This is a genomic window from Umezawaea tangerina, from assembly GCF_003002815.1.
GTDB lineage: Bacteria > Actinomycetota > Actinomycetes > Mycobacteriales > Pseudonocardiaceae > Umezawaea > Umezawaea tangerina.
The window spans coordinates 138791-158966 of sequence record NZ_PVTF01000015.1; the positions used below are offsets into that span (position 1 = coordinate 138791).

12 protein-coding genes are annotated in these 20176 nt (G+C 73.5%); 6 read left to right on the top strand and 6 right to left on the bottom strand.

Going from position 1 to position 20176, the window contains the following annotated elements; translation table 11 throughout:
* The first annotated feature begins 80 nt into the window (after nt 1–80).
* Complete coding sequence (locus tag CLV43_RS39205; RefSeq protein WP_106194323.1) at nt 81–1058, top strand: LuxR C-terminal-related transcriptional regulator; 978 nt, start codon at nt 81–83, stop codon at nt 1056–1058.
* Between the two features lie 43 nt (nt 1059–1101).
* Here the strand turns inward: CLV43_RS39205 and CLV43_RS39210 are convergent, their stop codons facing one another.
* Nucleotides 1102–6837 carry a DUF3320 domain-containing protein gene (locus CLV43_RS39210; RefSeq protein ID WP_211304770.1) on the bottom strand — a complete coding sequence of 1912 codons (5736 nt, stop codon included), beginning with the start codon at nt 6835–6837 and terminating at the stop codon, nt 1102–1104.
* Between the two features lie 367 nt (nt 6838–7204).
* Here CLV43_RS39210 and CLV43_RS39215 point away from each other — a divergent pair, with 367 nt between their 5' ends.
* From CLV43_RS39215 to CLV43_RS39225, 3 genes are all read left to right on the top strand, one after another.
* A complete protein-coding gene (locus tag CLV43_RS39215) occupies nt 7205–8572 on the top strand; it encodes a serine/threonine-protein kinase (protein ID WP_170156211.1) in 1368 nt (455 codons plus the stop codon).
* A gap of 6 nt (nt 8573–8578) precedes the next feature.
* Nucleotides 8579–9331, top strand: a complete 753-nt coding sequence (locus tag CLV43_RS39220) for a thymidine kinase (RefSeq protein WP_106194332.1) — start codon at nt 8579–8581, stop codon at nt 9329–9331.
* A 239-nt stretch (nt 9332–9570) separates the two neighbouring features.
* On the top strand, nt 9571–9915 hold the full coding sequence (locus tag CLV43_RS39225) for an RNA polymerase-binding protein RbpA (protein ID WP_106194336.1): 345 nt from the start codon (nt 9571–9573) through the stop codon (nt 9913–9915).
* A gap of 71 nt (nt 9916–9986) precedes the next feature.
* Here the strand turns inward: CLV43_RS39225 and CLV43_RS39230 are convergent, their stop codons facing one another.
* Both CLV43_RS39230 and lnt read right to left on the bottom strand, forming a co-directional pair.
* Nucleotides 9987–10784 (bottom strand): polyprenol monophosphomannose synthase, encoded by a 798-nt coding sequence (locus tag CLV43_RS39230; protein WP_106194339.1) that lies wholly within the window; start codon nt 10782–10784, stop codon nt 9987–9989.
* The gene (gene lnt, locus CLV43_RS39235) at nt 10759–12303 is read right to left on the bottom strand and encodes an apolipoprotein N-acyltransferase (protein WP_106194343.1); all 1545 of its coding nucleotides are present in this window, start codon (nt 12301–12303) and stop codon (nt 10759–10761) included. Before lnt ends, CLV43_RS39230 begins: the two co-directional genes overlap by 26 nt.
* Nucleotides 12304–13073: 770 nt before the next feature.
* On the opposite strand from lnt, the gene CLV43_RS39240 reads away from it, so the two are divergent.
* Both CLV43_RS39240 and CLV43_RS39245 read left to right on the top strand, forming a co-directional pair.
* Complete coding sequence (locus CLV43_RS39240) at nt 13074–13262, top strand: PspC domain-containing protein (protein WP_106194347.1); 189 nt, start codon at nt 13074–13076, stop codon at nt 13260–13262.
* A 51-nt stretch (nt 13263–13313) separates the two neighbouring features.
* On the top strand, nt 13314–16220 hold the full coding sequence (locus tag CLV43_RS39245; protein WP_146175090.1) for an AfsR/SARP family transcriptional regulator: 2907 nt from the start codon (nt 13314–13316) through the stop codon (nt 16218–16220).
* Here CLV43_RS39245 and CLV43_RS39250 read toward each other — a convergent pair.
* From CLV43_RS39250 to CLV43_RS39260, 3 genes are read right to left on the bottom strand one after another with little or no spacing between them, the layout of a single operon-like run.
* The gene (locus CLV43_RS39250; protein WP_170156212.1) at nt 16208–17488 is read right to left on the bottom strand and encodes a transporter; all 1281 of its coding nucleotides are present in this window, start codon (nt 17486–17488) and stop codon (nt 16208–16210) included. The genes CLV43_RS39245 and CLV43_RS39250 overlap by 13 nt on opposite strands.
* Nucleotides 17489–17491: 3 nt before the next feature.
* Nucleotides 17492–18019: a hypothetical protein gene (locus CLV43_RS39255; protein ID WP_106194356.1), complete on the bottom strand. Its 528-nt coding sequence runs from the start codon at nt 18017–18019 to the stop codon at nt 17492–17494.
* Nucleotides 18016–20163 (bottom strand): hydantoinase/oxoprolinase family protein, encoded by a 2148-nt coding sequence (locus tag CLV43_RS39260; protein ID WP_106194563.1) that lies wholly within the window; start codon nt 20161–20163, stop codon nt 18016–18018. The genes CLV43_RS39255 and CLV43_RS39260 overlap by 4 nt, the downstream gene beginning before the upstream one ends.
* Between the last annotated feature and the right edge of the window lie 13 nt (nt 20164–20176).

The window sequence follows — 20176 nt, forward strand, 5'->3', positions numbered from 1 at the left end:
GAGGCCGGTGCCCGGAGCAGGTGACCCGCGGGAACAGGCGACCACATCGGGGGTACGCCCCGCACCCCGACCAGGTCACCATGGGACGGGTGGACAACGACAACCCGCCGCCGCTGCGCATCGACGCCGAGACCGCCACCGTCCTGCGCGAGGCCTACCACAAGATCAGGGCCATCCCCCGCACCGACCACCACGCCCTCTACGACTACGTCCGCGCGGTCGCGACCAAGATCGCCCCGGTCGACACCTTCTACATCGGCTTCCTGCACGGCTCCAACCGCGTCCGCTACCCCTACGGCTACGAGTCCGGCACCTACGACGACCCGGCGTCGCACACCTACGGCCCGCACGGCCAGACCGCGTGGCTGCTCAAGCACCGCGTCACCTACCGGTTCGCCTACGACAACGGCGCCACCCTCCACGCGGGCGTGATGTGCGGCGACACCGGCAGGCGGTCCGCCGACGCGGCGACCGTGCCCCTGTTCCGCTCCGACGGCCGCGGCGGCACCCGCGTGTTCGGGATGCTGTCCATCCAGAGCTACTCGCCGGGCGCGTTCGACGACAACGCCGTGCGCGCCGTCGAGTGGCTGGCCGAGCTCCTCGCCCGCGTCCTGGGCCGTGACCACGACGACCGCGAGGCACTGCAACGATTACCCGCGGGCGACCAGCCCACCTACCCGGTCACCTCCGACCACATCGTCGAGTACCTCTCCTCCCGCGTGGCCCGCATCCGCGGCATCGCCGAGCACGCCCGCACCGACCCGCACAGCGACTACCTCGCCGCCATCGTCCGCGCCTGCGAGCAGATCCAGTCCGAGCTGATGGAGATGGCGCTCGACGTCGACGACGGCCCCGAGCACCGGTTCCTGTCGCTGACGCCGGTCGAGCAGGAGATCGCCGTGCACCTCGCGAACGGCCTGGACAACGAGCGCCTGGCCGCCGAGCTGGGCCGCAGCCCGCACACCGTCAAGACCCACCTGCGCAGCATCTTCCGCAAGTACGGGATGGGCACCCGCCAGCAGGTAGCCGACGACGTCCGCAGGCACCTGGCGCGGTGACCCCGTGACGGCGGCCCGGCGTCGGCGAGGACGCGGGGCCGCGTCAGCCGGTCGGCTGGACGGCGACCACGGTGTCGTCCGGGTCGACGCGGAGGCGTCCGCCTCGCACCCCGAACTCCACGGCGGCGTCCAGCCGCGACCCCACCCCGGCTGTGACCCGGCGGCCGCCGAAGATCCCCAGCACCTCGCGGCGCAGCTCGGCCAGGGGCATCCCGCCCGACCCGCGCGCCACCGACACCAGCGCGTTCACCACCTCCCGCACCGGCACGTGCTCGAACGGCCGCTCCACACCCTCGGGGGTGCGCCGGAAGCCGCTCCACTCCCCCGGCCGCATCCCGGCGGGCCACACCACGTCGTGCTCGACGACCAGGTCGCCGACGACCTCCAGGATCGCCGCGCGCCGCGGCCCGGCCACGCGGGTCAGCCCGAACGCGCCCGCCACCAGCCGGACCAGCCGGTCGACGTGCACGGGCCCCTCGACCCGGACCACCTCGCCCACCACGGCCGCCACCGAGGCCGCGGCGGCGGGCGCGGGCAGCGCGTCCAGGACGCCCACCGGGCCCGCGACCCGCTCGGCCCACGGCACGAACACCGAGGCGTGGTCGGGCACGGCCACGCCGACCCCGACCGGCACCGGGACGGTCGCGGGGACCGGTGGTTCCCGGACCGGCTCCGGCGCGACCACCGGCTCCCGGACGGCCGCGACCAGGCGCGCCACCACGGCGGCGGGCTCGTCCAGCCAGTCCGGCAGCCACACCCGGCGCACCGCGGGCCAGCCGAGCCGACCCCGCAGGACCTCCACCGGCAGCCCGTCGCGGTCGCGGACGGTCAGCCGCGAGGCCCACCCCGGCCCGTCCAGCAGCACCGCCACGACGGGCGCGTCGGGCGTGGCCGGGTCGGCGAGGGCGAGGTCCACCCGGAACTCCGACAAGCCGACGTCGGTGGTCACGACCAGGCCTGCCGCGCGCAGCGCCGAGGCGACCTCGTCGCGGTGCCGGTCCACCACCGCGCGCCACCGCGACGACGCGGGCAGCGCGACCCCGGCGGCCATGTCGAGGTAGGTCCGCAGGTGGCGCACCCCGACCGAGGACGTCTCCTCGGCGCGCAGCTGCTCGGGGGCGAAGCTGGAGAACACCACGACCTGCCGCCGGGCGCGGGTGACGGCCACGTTGAGCCGCCGTTCCCCGCCGACCCGGTTGAGCGGGCCGAAGTTCAGCGGCAGCACACCCCGCTTGTCCACGCTGAACGCCGTGGAGAACAGCACCACGTCGCGCTCGTCGCCCTGGACGTTCTCCAGGTTCTTCACGAACAGGCCCTCGACGTCGGACTCCAGCGCCTCCGCGATCCGCGGGTCGCCGCTGTCGCGCAGCAGCGCCTCCACGCAGGTCCGCTGCTGCTGGTTGAACGTGACGACGCCGATCGACGGCACCGCGTCGGGCGAGGCGTCGAAGCGCCGCCTGATCTCGGCGACCACCGCCTCGGCCTCGACCGGGTTCGTCCGCAGCGGCCCGCCCTCGCCGGACCGGTGGAACGTCCCGTCGACCCGCACCAGCGACACCCCGCGGTCCGGCCGCGTGCCGGGCGCGGGGAAGGAGGCCAGCGCGCCGTCGTAGTAGTGGTGGTTGCTGAAGGCGATCAAGGACTCGTCCTGGCTGCGGTAGTGCCACGCCAGCCGTTGCCTGGGCACCCTGGCCTGCACGCACTCGGTGAGGATCGACTCCTCGTCCTCCACCGCGTCGCCCAGCGCCTCCGGGTCGAACGCGCTCTCCATGAACGACGTGGGCGGCATCTGCCTGCTGTCCCCGACGACCACGACGGACCTCGCCCGCCCCATGGCGCCGACCGCGTCCGCCACCCGCACCTGGGAGGCCTCGTCGAACACCACGATGTCGAACTGGCCCGACGTGGCCGGGAAGAACCTCGCCACCGAGTCCGGGCTGACCAGCACGCAGGGCATGGCGGCGGTGACCAGGTCCCCGAACTGGATCATCAGCTCGCGCACCCGGAGACCGCCGCGCTGCCGGTTGAGCTGCCGCCGCAGCAACCCCACCCGACCGCCGGTGGCCGCCGGGTCGAACTCCCGTCCCCGCACGACCTGCTGCGGCACCGCCGTCCGCAGGTGCTCGCGCACCATCCCGGACACCGACACGAACCGCGCGATGCCCCGTTCGTGCGCCGCGGGGTCGAACGACCGCAGCCCGGTGGCCCGCCCGCGTTCCCGCACCGACGCCTCGGCCAGGCCCAGCTCGAAGGACCGCACCGCCCCGTCCGGGTCGACCTCGCCCCGCAGCACCAGCGAGCGCGCGTCGTCCAGGTGCTCGTCGCGCAGCGGCTCCAGGTGCACCAGCAGCGCGAGCCACCGGTGCAGCGACCCGAGCCGGTCGTCACCCAGCTGCCGCTCCACCGCGCCCGCGACCCAGGTGGCCACCAGCCCCGGCTCCGCGGCCCACTCCGCGATGGCCCCGACGGTGATCCGGCAGGCCTTCGCGAGGTCGTCCACGGCCGCCGCGGCGGCGACCAGCGGTGCCGGGTCCAGCACCGCCCCCGTGACCAGGAACGCCCGCGCCGGTCCGGCGAACCGGCCGCGCACCGGGTCGGCCGGGTCCACCACGGAGGCCGCCCACCGCAGCCACTCCACCCTCCGCACCAGGTGCTCGCGGCCCTCGGCGGTCAGCGGGTTCCACCCGGCGGGCAGCACCAGACCGGGCACCTGCCGCACCGACGCGGCCAGCCGGTCGACGCCCTCGCGCAGCGCCACCAGCTCACCGGTCAGCTCGACCACCCGCTTCGGCGCGACACCGGCTCCCGGCCGCAGCACCGGCTCCAGCCGGTCCCGGACCGCGACCAGCCGCTTGCGCCGACCCCAGAACCGCGACGCCGCGGCGGCACGGGCGGCGGCGTGCACGTCGGCGACCGGGAGGTCCAGCACCGCGGGCGTCACCACGTCCAGCCCCGGATGGGCCAGCACCGCGAACTCCGCGACCTGCCGCCGCACCCCGTCCACGGCCTGGGCCCAGCGGGTCGTGCGCACCTCGTCCAGCACGCCCAGCGGTGTCCGGTCGGCCAACAGCGCCGCCAACGAGCGCAGGTCCTCCGGTTCGCGCACCGCCCTGACCACCTCGTGCCGCGTCAGCGCCCGCAGGGCCGCGTCCGCCCGACGCGCGGCGGGCAGCACCTCGGCCACGACCGGTCCGCGGAAGTCGTCCAGGAACGCCCACGGGTGGTCCGGCCGCGGCCGGACCGGGTAGGCCACGTCCGGCAGGTCGGTGAGCACCTTCCGCATCCGGTTCGCCGTGTCCGACGACGCCGTCGCCAGGAACGCCGACGACACCGGCATCGCCTCGACGCCCTCGCCGATCGCCAGGACCGCGTCGCGCGCCGAGTACAGCGACAGCCCGACCGGGTTGCGGTCGTGCAGCTCGTAGGCGTACCTGGTCAGCGCGCGCCGGGCCGACCGCAGCTCGTCCAGCCGCGCCGCCAGCCCCGGCGGGTCGGAGGCGACCACGTGCTCCAACGCGCGCCGCACCTGCTCCCGCACCGCGACCGGGCTGCTGCCCTTGTCGTGCAGGTCCAGGCACAGCGGCCCCATTCCCACCGCGTCCAGCCGCCGCCGCACGACGTCCAGCGCGGCCCGCTTCTCGGCGACGAACAGCACCTTCTTGCCCTCGGCCACCGCGTGGACCAGCAGGTTCGTGATCGTCTGCGACTTGCCGGTGCCCGGTGGCCCCTCCAGCACGAACGTCCGCCCCGCCACGGCCTCCGCGACCGCCTTGAGCTGGGAGGCGTCCGCGGGGACCGGGCACTTCTCGGCCAGCTCCTCCAGGTCGTGCACCGCCGAGGTGGCCACCGGGTCGACGAAGGCGTCCGCGGGCGTCCGGACCAGGTGGTCCACCAGGGGGTTCGCCGTGAACGCGGACCAGTTCTCGTCCAGGTCCTTCCACAGCCGGAACTTCGCGAACTGGAGCACCGCGAGGTCCGCCGTGGGCTCCACCCGGAACGGCAGGCCGCGCTCCGCGACCGCCTCGCGGGTCGCCCGGAACGCCGCGTCCAGGTCGATGCCCGCGTCGTCGAGGGCGGGCTCGGCCAGGCCCGGCACCTCCAGGCCGTGCACCTGCCGCAGCTTCTCCACCAGGCAGTAGTTCGGCGTGGACGACCCGGACTCGTCGAGCCGCAGCTGGTAGCGGCCGCCGCGACCGGACGGCGTCAGCGTCACCGGGACCAGCACCAGAGGCGACCGCAGGGCACGCCCGTCGAACTCCCACACCAGCGACCCCAGCGCCAGGTACAGGTTGTTCGCGCCGGTCTCCTCCAGCACCGTCCTGGCCTTGTGCGCGACCCCGCGCAGCCTCGTCCTGTACGCCGCCTCGGTCACGTCCGCGTACACCGTGCGGCGGTTCACCAGCAGGTCGACCAGCTGGTCCGGCGGCAGGTCGCGCCCGGCCCGGACACCCCTTTCCCGGTCGACGGCCGACATCTCGTCCGACGCGCGCAGCGCCACCGCGGCGCCCTCGTGCAGGACGTCCTCCAACGCGCCCAGCCGGTCGCCGGGCACCACCAGCGGCAGTCCCGCCCGCGCGCTGAAGTTCACCAGGCGGTTGCGCAGGCTCAGGTCCAGCAGGGCGTTCTTCCACTGCGCCACCCGCGGGGGCGGTGGCGCCGCGTGCCGCGGTCCCGCACCCGGCCGGGCCACGGCCGCCACCTCTGGCCAGAACCTCGCGGTGGGCGTGTAGAAGCTGACCACGGCGTTGCCCTGGTCGTCCGTGGTGCGCGCGGGCAGCGGCACCACCCGGTCCCGCCGGGCCTGGTGCACGTCCACCACCCCGAGCACCCGGTCCAGGCCGCCGGTCAGGTACGCGTCGTAGGGCGGGCGGTGGCTGTCCGCGAACGACGGCGCGTCCGCCCGGACGGTCGCCAGCACCGTCTCCACCAGCCGAATCCGCCCGAGGTCGACGAGGTTGACCACGTCGCCCACGTCGGTCTGCGCGGCACCGTCCAGCGCCGAGTCCTCGCGCCAGTACCCGAGGAACGCGTGCCCCTCGACCAGCCACAGCAGCGGGCTGACCCCGGCCTGCTCCAGCGCCGCCGCCATCACGACCACCAGGTCGAGGCAGGTGCCGACGCGGTCCTCCAGCACCTCGCCCGGCGTGCGGACCTTCTGGCCCTCGTCGGCCCAGCTCGCGGGCGGCTCGCTGTAGCGGATCGCCCGCGTCCGCAGCACGTCGAACACCGCGCGCACGATGTCGTCGACCCGCTCCGGCCCGGCCTGGTAGCCCTGCAGCGACGGGCTGCCGGTCGTGACCAGCAACCGGTCGGCCACGTGCCCCATCAGCTCCACGACGGCAGGGTGGTTCGGCATCACGTGCGCCGCCAGCATCTCCAGGCCCAGCGCGAGCGGGTTGGCCGACCACTGCCGAGCCGCCAGCACGCGCACCCGGACCGACGCCTCGGCCAGCCGGACGCCGTCGACCTCCAGCCACACCCGGATGACCCCCGGCCGCTGCTCCTCGACCCGCGCCATCGCCAGCGGGTCGAGCGCGAGCCGCAGGTCCGTGAGCACCACGGGTCGGCCGCCGGGCAGGTCGAGCGTCCGGCTGTGCGGCTCCGCCAGCGGTCCGTTCGCGTCCACGACGTCGAAGCGCACGACGGCGCCCACGACGTCGTCGTCCACGCCGTCGACCACCAGCCGGTTGATCACCGAGACCTCGTTGTGGGCCATCGCGTAGCTGATCACCGACGTGGTCTCCAGGGTCATGGACACCGACGCGCGCTCCGACTGCACCAGCGACTCCCTGCTCGGACCGTTCAGCCGACCGACCTCCCCCGGTGACGAGCCGATCGACTCGGATTCGACCGGGACGGCGTCATCGTTACAGCGGTACCCACCCGTGTTCGTCCCGAACGTCGACGTCGGTTCGCCCCGGCGGGCACCGACCGTCCCGACTCGGCCGCCCCTCCCCGCTCCGACGCCGCCGAGGGCCGTGCGGCTCCCACGAGTTCGGACGGGCTCGCCGACCCCGACGGACGCCACCCGGAAGCGTGATTTCCACCCGTTGCGGCCGGTCGGGCACGAGGCGCGACTTCAGTCGGCACTGACGCTGCGGAACCCATCAGGTTTACGATTCGCCCCGACCGGGGATCTTGTGGCGGTGATCCTTGACCGGGCTGATCTGCTGGCAGGCAGGTACAGGCTGCTCGACCGAATCGGGTCGGGCGGCATGGGTGTCGTGTGGTCGGCGGAGGACCACCTGCTGCGCAGACAGGTGGCCATCAAGGAGGTCCACCCCGACCACGAGGACCGGATGCGGCGCGAGGCGCAGGTCGGCGCGAAGGTGTGCCACCCCAACGTCGTGACCGTGTACGACCTGGTCTACGAGGACGACAAGCCGTGGCTGGTGATGCGACTGGTGCCGTCGCGGTCGCTCTCCGCGGTGCTCGCCGACGACGGGACCATGTCCCCACAGCAGGCCGCCGCCATGGGCCGCCAGGTCCTCGCCGGGCTGGCCGCGGTCCACGCCCAGGGTGTCCTGCACTGCGACGTGAAGCCCGGCAACGTTCTGCTCGACGAACGCGACGACGCCCACCTGACCGACTTCGGCATCGCCGCCGACACCGGGACGCGGATGGTCGGCACGCTGTTCGGCGCGCCCTCCTACATCGCCCCGGAACGAGCCCGCGGGCTGCCGATGGGCCCCGCGTCGGACCTGTGGTCGCTGGGCGCGACCCTCTACGCGGCGGTCGAGGGCAGGCCGCCGCTGGACAGGGGCGACCCGCTCGCCACCGTGACGGCGATCGTGACCGAGCGGCCCGAGCCCCCGACCCACGCCGCCGAGCTGCGCCCGGTGATCGACCGGCTGCTGGCCGCCGACCCGGCGGACCGCCCCGAGGTGGACGAGCTCGACCGGCTCCTGCGCCGGGTCTCCGACGGTTCCAGGCCCGCGGTGATCACCAGGCCCTCCCTCGTGCCCGCCGACCTCTCCAGCGACCTCCTGGACCCCACCTCGGCCGACATCCCGAGCCCGCGCCCGCCCGACGCCATGCCGACCCGCCAGGTCCCGCTGCCCACCCCGGCCCGCCGCCACGCCCGCCGGGCCTCGCTCGCGCTGCTCGGCCTGTCGGTGAGCGCGGCCGCCGCGGTGTTCTGGTTCGTCGGCGGCTCCCCCGCCGACCCGGTCGTCACCCCCGACTCGCCGGCGTCGGCGGTCAACGCGCCCGCCGCGGTGCCCGAGGCCGCCGCCGTGTCGCCGTCCGAAGGTCAGCCCGCGGGTCAGCCGGCGGCGCCCGTCGCACAGGCATCTGCACAGGCGCCTGCACGCGCACCGGAGGCGTTCAGCGCCCCGAACACCACCCCCGAGTCGTCGGCACCCCAGGTGACCAGCAGCGAAGCGCCTCCCGTCGCCACCACGACGGAGGCTCCCCCGACCTCCGAGGCACCGACCACGACGGTCGAGACGCCGCCCAGCGAGCCCGTGACAACCCCGCCGAACGGACCGTCCGAGGTCGAACCACTAGGGTGACCCGCCGTGGAAGCGCCCCCGTCATCCCAAGACCCCACCGATGCCCTGTCCGCGGTCCCCGTAGCCGGTTCACGCGGCTCCGCGCCCGTGGTCGGGCACCTGAAGTTCTACTTCGGGCCGATGGACTGCGGGAAGTCGACACTGGCGCTGCAGATCGACCACAACAACTCCCGCCAGGGCCGCCGAGGCCTCCTGCTGGTGCGCCACGACCGCTCCGGCAAGCCGCAGATCTCCAGCCGCATAGGGATCGCCCACGAGGCCGTCGAGGTCTCCGACGACGACCTGAGGCTGCTGGTGCGGGCGCAGTGGGCGCTCGGGCAGCGGGTGGACTACCTCATCGTGGACGAGGCCCAGTTCCTGTCACCCGTTCAGGTGGAACAGTTGGCGGAGCTGGCGGACGAGGTCCAGGTCGACATCTACTGCTTCGGGCTCGCCACGGACTTCCGCGGCGAGATGTTCCCCGGCTCGCGCAGGCTGTTCGAGCTGGCAGACGACCTGCAGGCCATCCAGGTGGAGGTCCTGTGCTGGTGCGGCCTGCCAGGGCGGTTCAACGCCAGGGTGCGGGCCGGGCGAGTCATCCGAGCGGGTGACACGGTGATGGTCGCGGACACGGAGCAGATGCGGCCTGACACGGAGCGTGGCAGTGTGCCGGAACACACTGAAACTACTGTCCGCTATCAAGTCCTCTGCAGGCGTCACTTCCGACTAGGCGACCTAGGGCCGAACGTAGCCCAAAGTGGTCAGCTTAGGCTGGCGTAAGCGCACGCCTTCATCGGGGACTGCTCCATTCGTGTGACGAACTCACACGGTAGCTTGCTAACGCGTCACGATCCTGGCGCGATTGCATCCCTTAGTAGGACGCCTTCGTTGACGGGTGAAAGACGTCACTGTGGGCGACCATGACCGTATACCGGGGAACGAACGGACCAATCCGTTCGTTGCACTCGGTGAGCAAGAAGCCTGGGCCCCGGCCCTGAGCCGAGCGAAAGGACAGCGCCATGGCCGACCGCGTTCTACGTGGCAGCCGGCTCGGAGCAGTCAGCTACGAGACGGACCGCAACCACGACCTAGCCCCGCGCCGTGTCGCGCGGTTCGCCTGCCCCAAGGGGCATGACTTCGAGGTCCCGTTCTCCGACGACGCCGAACTGCCTCCGACCTGGGAATGCCGCCTCCACGGCACCGAGTCGAAGATCATCGACGGAGTCGAGCCGGAGGCCAAGAAGATCAAGCCGCCGCGCACCCACTGGGACATGCTGCTGGAGCGTCGGACCATCCCGGAGCTCGAGGAGCTGCTCGACGAGCGGCTCGAAGAGCTGCGCGGACGGCGCACCCGGACCGCCTGACCCCAGGCACGCCGAACCACAAGGGGCCGCCCACCGGATTCCGGTGGGCGGCCCCTTGTGCCGTGCGGGTGCTACTTGGCGGTGCCGCTGGGCGTCTTGGCCTTGGGGGCGAACACGGAGCGCAGCTGGTTGCCGCGGCGGCGCAGGCCCCACTTGGTGACCCGGATCAGGGCCTCGCGCACGACGTTGCCGCTCATCTTCGACTCGCCGATCACGCGGTCGGTGAAGGTGATGGGCACCTCGACGATGCGGAAGCCGAGCTCGTGGGTGCGCCACGACAGGTCGATCTGGAAGCAGTAGCCCGACGAGGCCACGTTGTGCAGCTTGAGCTTGCGCAGCACCTCGGCCCGGTACACCCGGAAGCCCGCGGTGATGTCCTTGATCGGGGCGCCGAGCGCGATCCGCGAGTACAGGTTCGCGCCGCGGGAGAACACCTCGCGGGACTTGGGCCAGTTCACGACGCTGCCGCCGGTCACGTAGCGCGAGCCGATCACCAGGTCCGCGTTCGCGGCGGCGTCGAGCATCCTGGGCAGGTCCTCGGGGGCGTGCGAGCCGTCCGCGTCCATCTCGACGAGGAACTCGTACCCGCGCTCGAGGCCCCAGCCGAAGCCCGCGACGTACGCCGCGCCGAGTCCCGCCTTCTCCGTGCGGTGCAGCACGTGGACGCGGTCGTCCGCGGCCACCATCCCGTCCACGACCTGTCCGGTCCCGTCCGGGCTGCCGTCGTCGACCACGAGCGCGTGCACCTGCGGCAGAGCCGCGTGCAGCCGCTTCACGATCTTCCCGATGTTGTCCCGCTCGTTGTAGGTCGGGATCACCACCAGCACCGGCCCGAGCTCGCGGTCAGGCTGCGCCTGCTGGTCCGTCATCCGTTTCCTCCTCGCCGGGGCCCCGCTCGGGCTCCGGACGCGCTCCTCGTCGTTTCTGGGTAAGGCTGAACGCCACGGCCAGCAGCCCGAGTGCGGACATCACCCACTCGGGCCAAGCACCAAGCCGAGTCGCCAGCGTAGTCTGCCCGCGCAGCGGCAACCTCTCGACCAGTGCCGCCGGGGTGAACATGCCCGTGCTCTGGCTCACCGAGCCGTCCGGGTGCACGATCGCGCTGACCCCGCTCGTGGCCGCCACGACCACGGCCCGACCGTGCTCGACGGCGCGGATCCGCGACATCGAAAGCTGCTGGTAGGTCATCTCGGTGTACCCGAAAGTGGCGTTGTTCGTCGGGATCGCGATCAGGTTCGCCCCGGTCCTGACGTTCTCCCGGACGATCTCGTCGAACGCGACCTCGTAGCACGTGTCCAGCGACACCTTGGCCGGTCCCATGGTGAACCCGCTGGGGTCGGTGCCGGGCTGGAAGTTGTTCGCCCGGTCGACCAGCTTGGTGAAGATCCGGAAGAACGACCGGTAGGGCATCGTCTCGCCGAACGGCTGGAGCTTGCGCTTCGTGTACTGGTCGGTCGGCCCCTTCTCCGGGTCCCAGAGGATCACCGTGTTGCGCGGCAGCCCGTCGTCGCCCAGCACGACCGCGCCGACCGCGATCGGCGCCTTGATCGCCTGGGCCGCCTGCTGGATGCGCAGGGCGGCGTCGGGGTTGCGGAACGGGTCGATGTCCGAGGAGTTCTCCGGCCAGATCACCACGTCCGGCTGCTCCTGCTTGCCGTCCGCCACGTCCCGCGCCAGCTCCTCCGTGCGCTTCACGTGGTTGTCCAGCACCGCCCGCCGCTGCGAGTTGAAGTCCAGCCCCGCGCGCGGCACGTTGCCCTGGATCGCCGCCACCACGGCCGTGCCCTCGCTCGCGTCGGTCCCCACCACCCCGTTCGCCGCCAGTCCCGCCGCCAACGGCACGACCACCAGCAGCCCCGACGGCCAGTCCCGGACGTTCCGCACCAGCCCGGCCACCCCGAACCCGGTCAGCACCACCGCGAACCCGATCAGCGGCGCCCCGCCCAACGCCGCCAACGGCAGGTACCAGCCCTCCGGCTGCCCGAACGCGATCTTCCCCCACGGGAAGCCGCCGAACGGGAAGACGCCGCGCAGCGCCTCGTCCGCCACCCACAGCAACGCCCCCCACAGCGGTGCCAGCGGCAGTTTCGACACCACCGCCATGGCGGCGGTACCCAGCCCGATCAGCGCCGCGCAGGCCAAGCTCAGGGGCAACCACGCGATCGCCCCCACGAACTCCCCGGTCCACGCCAACAACGGCACCAGGAACCCCAACCCGAACAACACCCCGAACCCGAACCCCGCCCGCGCCCGCCGCCCGTGCAGCACCCACCCCAGGAAGGCGAAGCCGATCGGCGCGAGCCACCAGAGGGTGCGCGGCGGGAAGCTCAGGTAGACGAGCACACCGCCCGCCGCGGACAGGGCGGCACGAAGGAGAAGACCACGCACGTCACGCTCACGACGGCTGGGCGGGATATCGGCGACGGGAACATCCGCCACCACAGGGTTTGCGACCACCCGATGAGGGTACGAGCCCAAGGTCACGCCCCGGTGTGGTCGTCCCCCGCACACCCACCAGAACAGGACTCACCCGACAAAGCCCCCACGAAAAGCACTGACAAGAACGGATCGCACCACCACAAACAGACAACGAAGGCCTTCACCCGACGCGCAGCGAGGCATCCCGACCCGGCGCAGCCGCCACCTCGCATCCGGCGCGGAGCGCCCGCCCGCTTCGTCCGACGCGCAGCGAGGATGCCCCGTCCAACGGCGAAGCCGAGGATCCCCACGACGGGCGCAGCCCGGCCCCGCGCACCCGGCGCGGAGCGCCCCACCGCCTTGTCCGCCGCGAAGCAAGGATGCCCAGTCGGCGACAGCCGATGCCTGAGTCGGACGCAGTCCGATACTGGCGAAGCCAGATCCCCCTCCGCCCCCGATACACAGCGCCCTCCTGTCGCACCCCTTCTTGTCAAGATAGCTTTATCGTCTTGACAAGAAGGGGTGCGACATTGAGACAATTGCGCTGCGGGGTCTGGGCTTCGCTACGCGGTCAGGCCTTGGCTACTCGGTCAGGACTTCACTACGCGGCCAGGCCTTCGCCACGAGGCCAGACCAAAGGTTGCCTCCCCACCCCCATGACAACTCCCACACTCCCCTGACCCCCCACTTCAGGGTCTTCACCGATGCGCGGGGGGTTTGGCCGCGGGCACTCTTGTGTCATGACTTCCACGTTGACGAGGCCCCAGCACAAGAAGGTCATCGCCGGTGTCTGCGCCGGCCTGGCCGACCGTTTCGGCATGAAGCCCAACACGATGAGGTTGATCTTCGTGTTGTCGTGCCTGCTCCCCGGACCCCAGTTCGTCGTCTACCTCGTCCTGTGGGTGATGATGCCCAAGGCCGGCTACTGACCCCTCCGAGCGGCCCCCGATAAGATCGTCGCAACGACTACGGGGGTGGCGGTGCGGCGCTGGGAATTCCTGGTGCTCGGACCGCTCGAGGTTCGGGACGGCGGGCGGGTGGTGGCCATCCGCTCCGCCAAGCAGCGCGTGCTGTTGTCCGCGTTGCTGGCCAGGCCGAACGAGCCCGTGCACGTCGACGAGCTCATCGACCACCTGTGGGGTGCCGGCGCGCCGGGTGCGGCGCGCGGCACCCTGCAGACGTACGTGATGCGCCTTCGGCAGTTCCTGGACGACGGGTCGGCGCGGGAGGTCGTGCGCACCACCGCGACCGGGTACTCGATCCACGTCGACTCCGACCGGCTCGACCTGACCAGGTTCCGGGAGCTGCGAGCACGGGCGCGGGCGGCCGAGGAGGCCGGGGACCTGGACGCGGAGTCCGCGTTCCTGGACGAGGCCGTGCGGCTGTGGCGGGGGCCCGCGTTCGACCAGGTCCCGTCCAGGCGGGACGGGAGCGCGGACTCCGACCGGTTGGACGAGCAGCGGTGGGAGGCGGTCGAGCGCCGCAACGAGGTGGAGCTGCTGCTCGGCAGGCACGAGAGCCTGGTCGACGACCTGTTGGCGCTGGTCGCGCTGCACCCGTTGCGGGAGCGCTTCTGGGCGCAGCTGATGTCCGCGCAGCACCGCGGCGGCCGCCAGGCGCAGGCCCTCGACACCTACCGGCGGGCCCGCGAGGTGCTCGCCGAGGAGCTGGGCATCGAGCCCAACGCCGAGCTGCGCAGGCTCCACCAGGCCGTGCTCGCGGGGCGGACCGGTCCCGCGTGGCTGCCGCCCGCGGTGCCCGACTTCACCGGGCGGGCCGCCGAGGTCGAGGCGATCACGACCGGGCTGCGGGGCGTGTGGACGATCACCGGGCCCGGCGGTGTCGGCAAGACGACGCTGGCCGTGCACGTGGCGCACCTGGTGCGCGCCGACTACCCCGACGGCCAGCTGTACCTGAACCTGCGCGGCACCGGGGTCGACCCGACCGAGGCGCTGGACCGGCTGCTGCGCGGCCTCGGGGTGCCCGGCAGCGCGATCCCGGCGTCGCTGGACGACCGGATCGGCCTCTACCGCGACCGGCTGGCCGACCGGCGGGTGCTGGTCGTGCTGGACAACGCCGCCGAGGAGGCCCAGGTCCGCCCCCTGCTGCCCGGAACGCCGACAGCGGCCGTGCTGGTCACCAGCCGGGCCGCGCTGGCGGGGCTGGAGGGGGCGCGGGTCGTCCCGCTGGGCGTGTTCCCGGCCGAGGACGCGCTGGGCCTGCTCCGCGGTGCGCTGGGCGCGCGGCGGGTGGACGCCGAGCCCGAGGCGGCGCGCGAGATCACCGGGTACTGCGGCAGCCTGCCGCTGGCGCTGCGCATCGCCGCCGGTCGGCTGGTGGCACGCCCGCACTGGCGCCTCTCGCAGCTCGCCGGCAGGTTGGAGGACCAGCGCGGCAGGCTCGACGAGCTGCGGGTGGGCGACCTGGACGTGCGGGCCAGCCTGGCGCTGAGCCACGACGGCCTGACCCCCGCGCGGCGGCGGCTGTTCGGGCTGCTGGCGCGGCTCGACGCGGTGGACTTCTCCGCGAGCACGGCCGCTCCCCTGCTGGACGTCGGGCTGGACGAGGCCGAGGAGCACGTCGAGGCGCTGGTGGACGCGCGGCTGGTCGACCTGGCCGGGCGCGACGTGCTGGGGCGGCAGCGGTACCGGCTGCACGACCTGGTGCGGGTGTTCGGCCGCGAGGTCGCCGACGACGACCCCGCTCCCCTGCGCAGGCTGTTCGACACGTGGTGCGACCTGGCCGAACGGGTCGACGCCGACCTGCCGCAGGAGGCGCTGCGGCTGCCGGTGCGGCCGCGGCCGGACTCCGAGCTCGCCGACCGGCTGCTGGCCGACCCGGTGGCGTGGCTGGACGCGGAATGGCTCGGCATCCGGGCCGCGGTGGCGCAGGCGGCCGCGCTGGGGATGGCCGAGCAGGTGTGCGGGCTGGTGATCGCGACGGGGGCGTTCTGCGACCTGCGGGCCCGGTTCGACGACTGGGCGTGGCTGATCGAGGTGGCGCTGCCGTTCGCGACCTGGCGCACCGAGGCGGTGCTGGTGCAGCAGCGCGGGATCCTGCGGGTGCGGCAGCACCGGTTCGACGAGGCCGAGGCGGACTTCGACCGCGCGCGGCTGGGCTTCGAGTCGGTCGGCGACGACTGGGGCTCCGCGTACGCCTGGTACGCGTCGGGGTGGATGCACGAGTGGCGCGGGCGGCCGGAGCGGGCGCGCGAGTGCCACCGGCAGGCGACGGCGCGGTTCCGGACGTCGGGCAACGCGCTCGGCGAGGTCGAGGTGCTGGCGTCGTTGGGGGCGATCGCGCGGCGCGCGGGCGACTTCGACGAGGCGCGCGGGCACCTGACCCGCTGCCACGACCTGGCCACGGTCCTGGACGACGAGCGCGGGACGTTCGGCGCCGTGCTGGAGCTGGGGCGGCTGCTGCGGTTCACCGGCGAGCTGGAGGCCTCCGCCCACCGCCTGGCCACCGCGCTCACCATGGCCGAGCGGATGGGCGACCCGGACATGGCGGCGATCATCCGGCTGTTCCTGGCGGACGCGCTGCTGCGCGCCGGGCACGTGGAGGCCGTCGACGAGCTGGTGCGGCAGGCGCACGAGTACCTGGAGGAGCACGACGACCGGGTCGGCCTGGTGTGGTCGTGGCGGCTGCTCAGCGCGCGTTCCGCCGACCCCGTGACCGCGCTGGGGTGGGCGGGACGCGCGCTGGACGGGGCCGAGGAGCTGGACCTCCCGCCCGAGGTGGCGCGGTCGCTGTGCACGCTCGGGTACGCGCTCGCCGGCGTCGGGCGGCACGACGAGGCGGTGCGGGCCTGGGAGCGGGCCGCGGCGCTGTTCGTCGAGGCCGGTTTCCACGCCGAGGCGGCCGAGGTGCCGGTTCAGGCCAGGTAGAGCACGGTGGTCAGCACCAGCCCGCCGATGGCGACGAGCCAGGTGTAGGGCAGGGTCGAGGCCATCACCCGCTCCGGGCGGACGCCCGCGTACTGGGCGCTCCACACGGTCTGGGTGCTGGTCGGGTCGGAGACGCCGAGCACCTGCCCGTAAGACGCCATCAGGCCGAGCACCGCCGTGGCCGGGTAGACGCCGCCGGACACCAGCACGCCCGCGACGCCCGCGCCGAGGCCGTAGACGTTGAACGGCCCCCGGTACAGGCACAGCGGCACCAGCGCGGCGAACACGAGCACGAACGGCAGCGTCCCGGACGGGCTGAGCGCCGAGACGATCGGCGTCAGCGCGTCGACCGCGCCGGGCAGCCGCACGGCCGAGAGCAGCATCCCGATCGCCACGAACAGCACGATCGGCGGCGCGGCCACGTCGAACGCCCGGTACAGCGAGCGCAGCGCCCGTTCGCCGAGCTTGCCCGGCCGGGTCGTCGTCACCAGCGCGAACACCACGCCCGCCAGCAGGGACGGCACGATCGGCACGTGGAGGCCGAGCGCCAGCACGATCGGCACCAGCGGGGAGACCAGCGCGTACCAGGGCGCGTCGCCGCGGCGGACCCGCGTGGACGGCTTAGGGTCGAGCCGGACGGCCCAGGCGTGCCGGGCGCCGCGGCGGCGGGTCTCGACCAGGATGTAGAGCAGGCTGCCGACCAGCACGACCGGGAACAGCTTGAGCTGGAACGACCGGACCTGGTCGATCGGCAGCTTGATCGCGTCGGACAGGAACTGCCAGCCGATCAGGTCCAGCGGCAGACCGGTCGCGATGCCCATCAGCACGGTGCCGCCCGCGACCACGGGCCGGACGCCGACGGCGATCATGGCCGGGATGCCGACCACACCAGCGAGCATCGCGGCGGGCGCGGAGCCGGTGATGCTGCCGCACAGGACGGCCACGACGTACACGCCGAGCGCGACGACCACCGGGCGTTCGCCGCCGAACTCGACGATCTTGCGGACGAGCGTGGCGGCGATGCCGGTGTCCTCCATCAGCGTGCCCAGCCACGAGCCGAGCAGCACCGCGACCATCGTCGCGGCCAGCAGGGTAGAGCCGGTCTGCAGGACGGTCGTGCCGACGCTGTTCTTGTCCCCCAGCACGGAGGCGCCCGCGAGCAGGGCGATCACGACCGACATGAGGCCGAGCGCGAACGCGGTGGGCAGCACGCGGGTGAGCATCAGGACGACCCCGACGGCCATCACGGCCAGGATTGCGTATCCCACGGGTCAACCTCCGAGTTCGGCCAGGGCGGCGGACAGCTGCAGGGGGCTGCGCCGCAGGCCGCTGGCGCGGTGGGCGTAGCGGTGGGCGACGACCTCGTCGGCGCCCACGACGTGGCCGCGGACCCGGAGCGGGCCGACGCGGCAGACGACGTGGTCGAGGCGGCGGCGCAGGTCGCGCGCCAGCCCGCCGTGCAGCCGGTGGTGCACGACCTCGTGCGCCACGGCGGCCGCGCGCAGCGCCTCGGGCGTGACGTCGGTCCAGCCCTTGCGGGTGGCGACCTCGGCGAGCAGCGCGAGGCTGTCGGTGCGCACGGTGACGGTGCGCGTGCGGGTGTCGTACTCGGCGAGCGTCACCAGGTGGTCGGTGACACCGCCGGACTCCTCGACCACGCGGACGTCCGGCGGCTCCACGGGGAGCTCGTCGGCGAACGCCAGCGCGGTGGCGGCCCAACCGCGGAGCTGCTCGTCGGAGCGGTCCTCGTGCGTCGGCGTGGCCCTGAGCAGTGCCACGGCCAGGTCCTCGTCGGTCATCCCCGGTCCTCCAGGATCGCCACGAGCGGCTCGTCCGGCGTGCGGGACTCCAGCTCGGCGCCGATGAGCGCGACGAGCTGGTCGCGGTCGAGCACACCGGACAGGTCGGCGATCTTGGGGCCGACCAGCAGCCACACGGCGGGGGCGCGGCTGCCGCCGTCGCCGACGCGGGTGTGCTCGTCGACGAGCCGGGCGAGCGTGCCGGACGCCTCCCTGACGCTCGTGCGCTCCACGTGGGCGTTCGCGCTGTGCAGCCGGACCACGCCGTCGGTGTCGACCACCCGCACGTGCTGCGAGACGGGGCGGAACCGGCCGAGGAACCCCTTCGGCCTGGCGCGGGCGCCGAGTGCGCGGTGGTGGCCGGTGCGGGCCAGCTCGCTGACCTCCCCGCCGGGCACGCCGAGCGTACGGGCCACCTCGGCGAGCACCTGCTCCTCGTCGGCCACGGCGGCGCGGTCCTTGGCGCGCAGCTCGGTCGCGCCGGTGGCGACGGCGAGGATCAGGTTGCGCTGGGGGTCGACCGTGACGTCGACCTCGACACCGGCCGGGTCGGCGCCCTGGGCGATCACCGCCTGCTCGGCCTGCGCGCGCACAGCCAGCACGTCGGTGTGCGACGGGTTGGGCACGATCCTCTCGACCGACTCTCGGACCAGGGCCAGGGCGGCGCCCAGCGGGCTGATGACCTCGCTGTGCGCGGCGATCCGCCAGTCCAGTCCGGTCTCCTCGCCCAGGAACGGCGTGACCGCGGCCGCTCCTCCCCCGCCGCCGACCAGGCCGAGCGACGACCGGTCGAGGCCGTAGCCGTCGACCAGCTCGTCCACGACCGCCCGCACCGGCTTGACCGCCTGGTGCAGCACGGCTTCCGCGGCGTCCTGGATGGACAGTCCGAGCACCTTCGCCAGGTGCTCCAACGCCCTTCGCGCCGCCTCGGGGTCGCAGTGCGCGTAGCTGTCCTCGGGCACGACGCCCAGCGCGTTGGCCGCGCACGTCAGGGTGAGCGCGTAGCGCGTGCCGTCGGGGGTCTCCAGCGCCGCGTAGTCCGCCGGGTCGCCCTGCTTCGGCGCGATGGTCACGAGCTTCGCTCCCGCCAGGGCCTCGGCGGGCGCGAAGCAGGCGTAGGCGAGTCCGGCGATGTGGGCGCTGCGCGGGCCGACGGCGCGGACGGACGTCCCGTCGAGCCGCACCAGGGACCCGCCGCCGACCCCGACCGTGCGCACGTCCAGCGCGGGCAGGTAGGTCTCGCGGCCGCCGAGCCGGGCGTGCCGCACCTGCACCCGGCCGCGGCGCACGACGCTGATGTCGGTCGACGTGCCACCGGTCTCCAGGAACACGCCCTCGCTGAGCCGTTCCCCCATCAGCGCCCCGGCCACCCCGGCCGCCGGACCGCTCAAAGCCGTGAGCAGCGGCCGTTTCCGCATCTCCGGCAACGACATCACGCCGCCGTCGCCGCGCATCACCATCAGCGGCGCGGTGATGCCCGCCGCCGCGACGCTGCGCTCGACCAGGTCGGCGGTCTCCACCATCCGCGGCATGATCCCGGCGTTCAGCACCGCCGTGCGGGCCCGTTTCGCCAACCCGTACAGGCCGGTGATCTCATGGGTCGCGGTGGCGAGCAGCCCCTGCGACCGGGCCTGGGCCACAACCTCCTGCTCCCCCACCGGGTCGTCGACGCTGAACGGCTGCACCGCCACGACGACCTCCGCGCCCTCGTCGACGACCTTCGCCACCGCGGCCTTCACCGCGACCGGGTCGTCGGCGTCGCGCAGCCCCGCGTACCGGACGGGCAGCCCCTTGCCGGGCGTCAGCCGGAGCTTCGCCAGCCCCCTGAGCCGCCCGGTCGCCCACGACTCGAAGCCGCGCCCGATCCCGACCACGCCCACGGTCGCGACGTCGCCCTCCAGCAGCGCGTTCGTCGCCTGGGTCGTGCCGTGCGCCAGGAACGACACCACCGAAGCGTCGATCCCGGTCCGCTCCTGGAGCTCGCGCAACGCGGCCAGGATGCCGTGCGCGACCCCGTCGGGGTGGTCGTGGCTGGTGGGGACCTTCACCTGGCCGAGCAGGGCGAACGTCGTCGCGTCCACGGCCACGGCGTCGGTGAACGTGCCACCGACGTCGACGCCGATCCGGACGGGGTGTGGCATCATCGCGAACACCTCC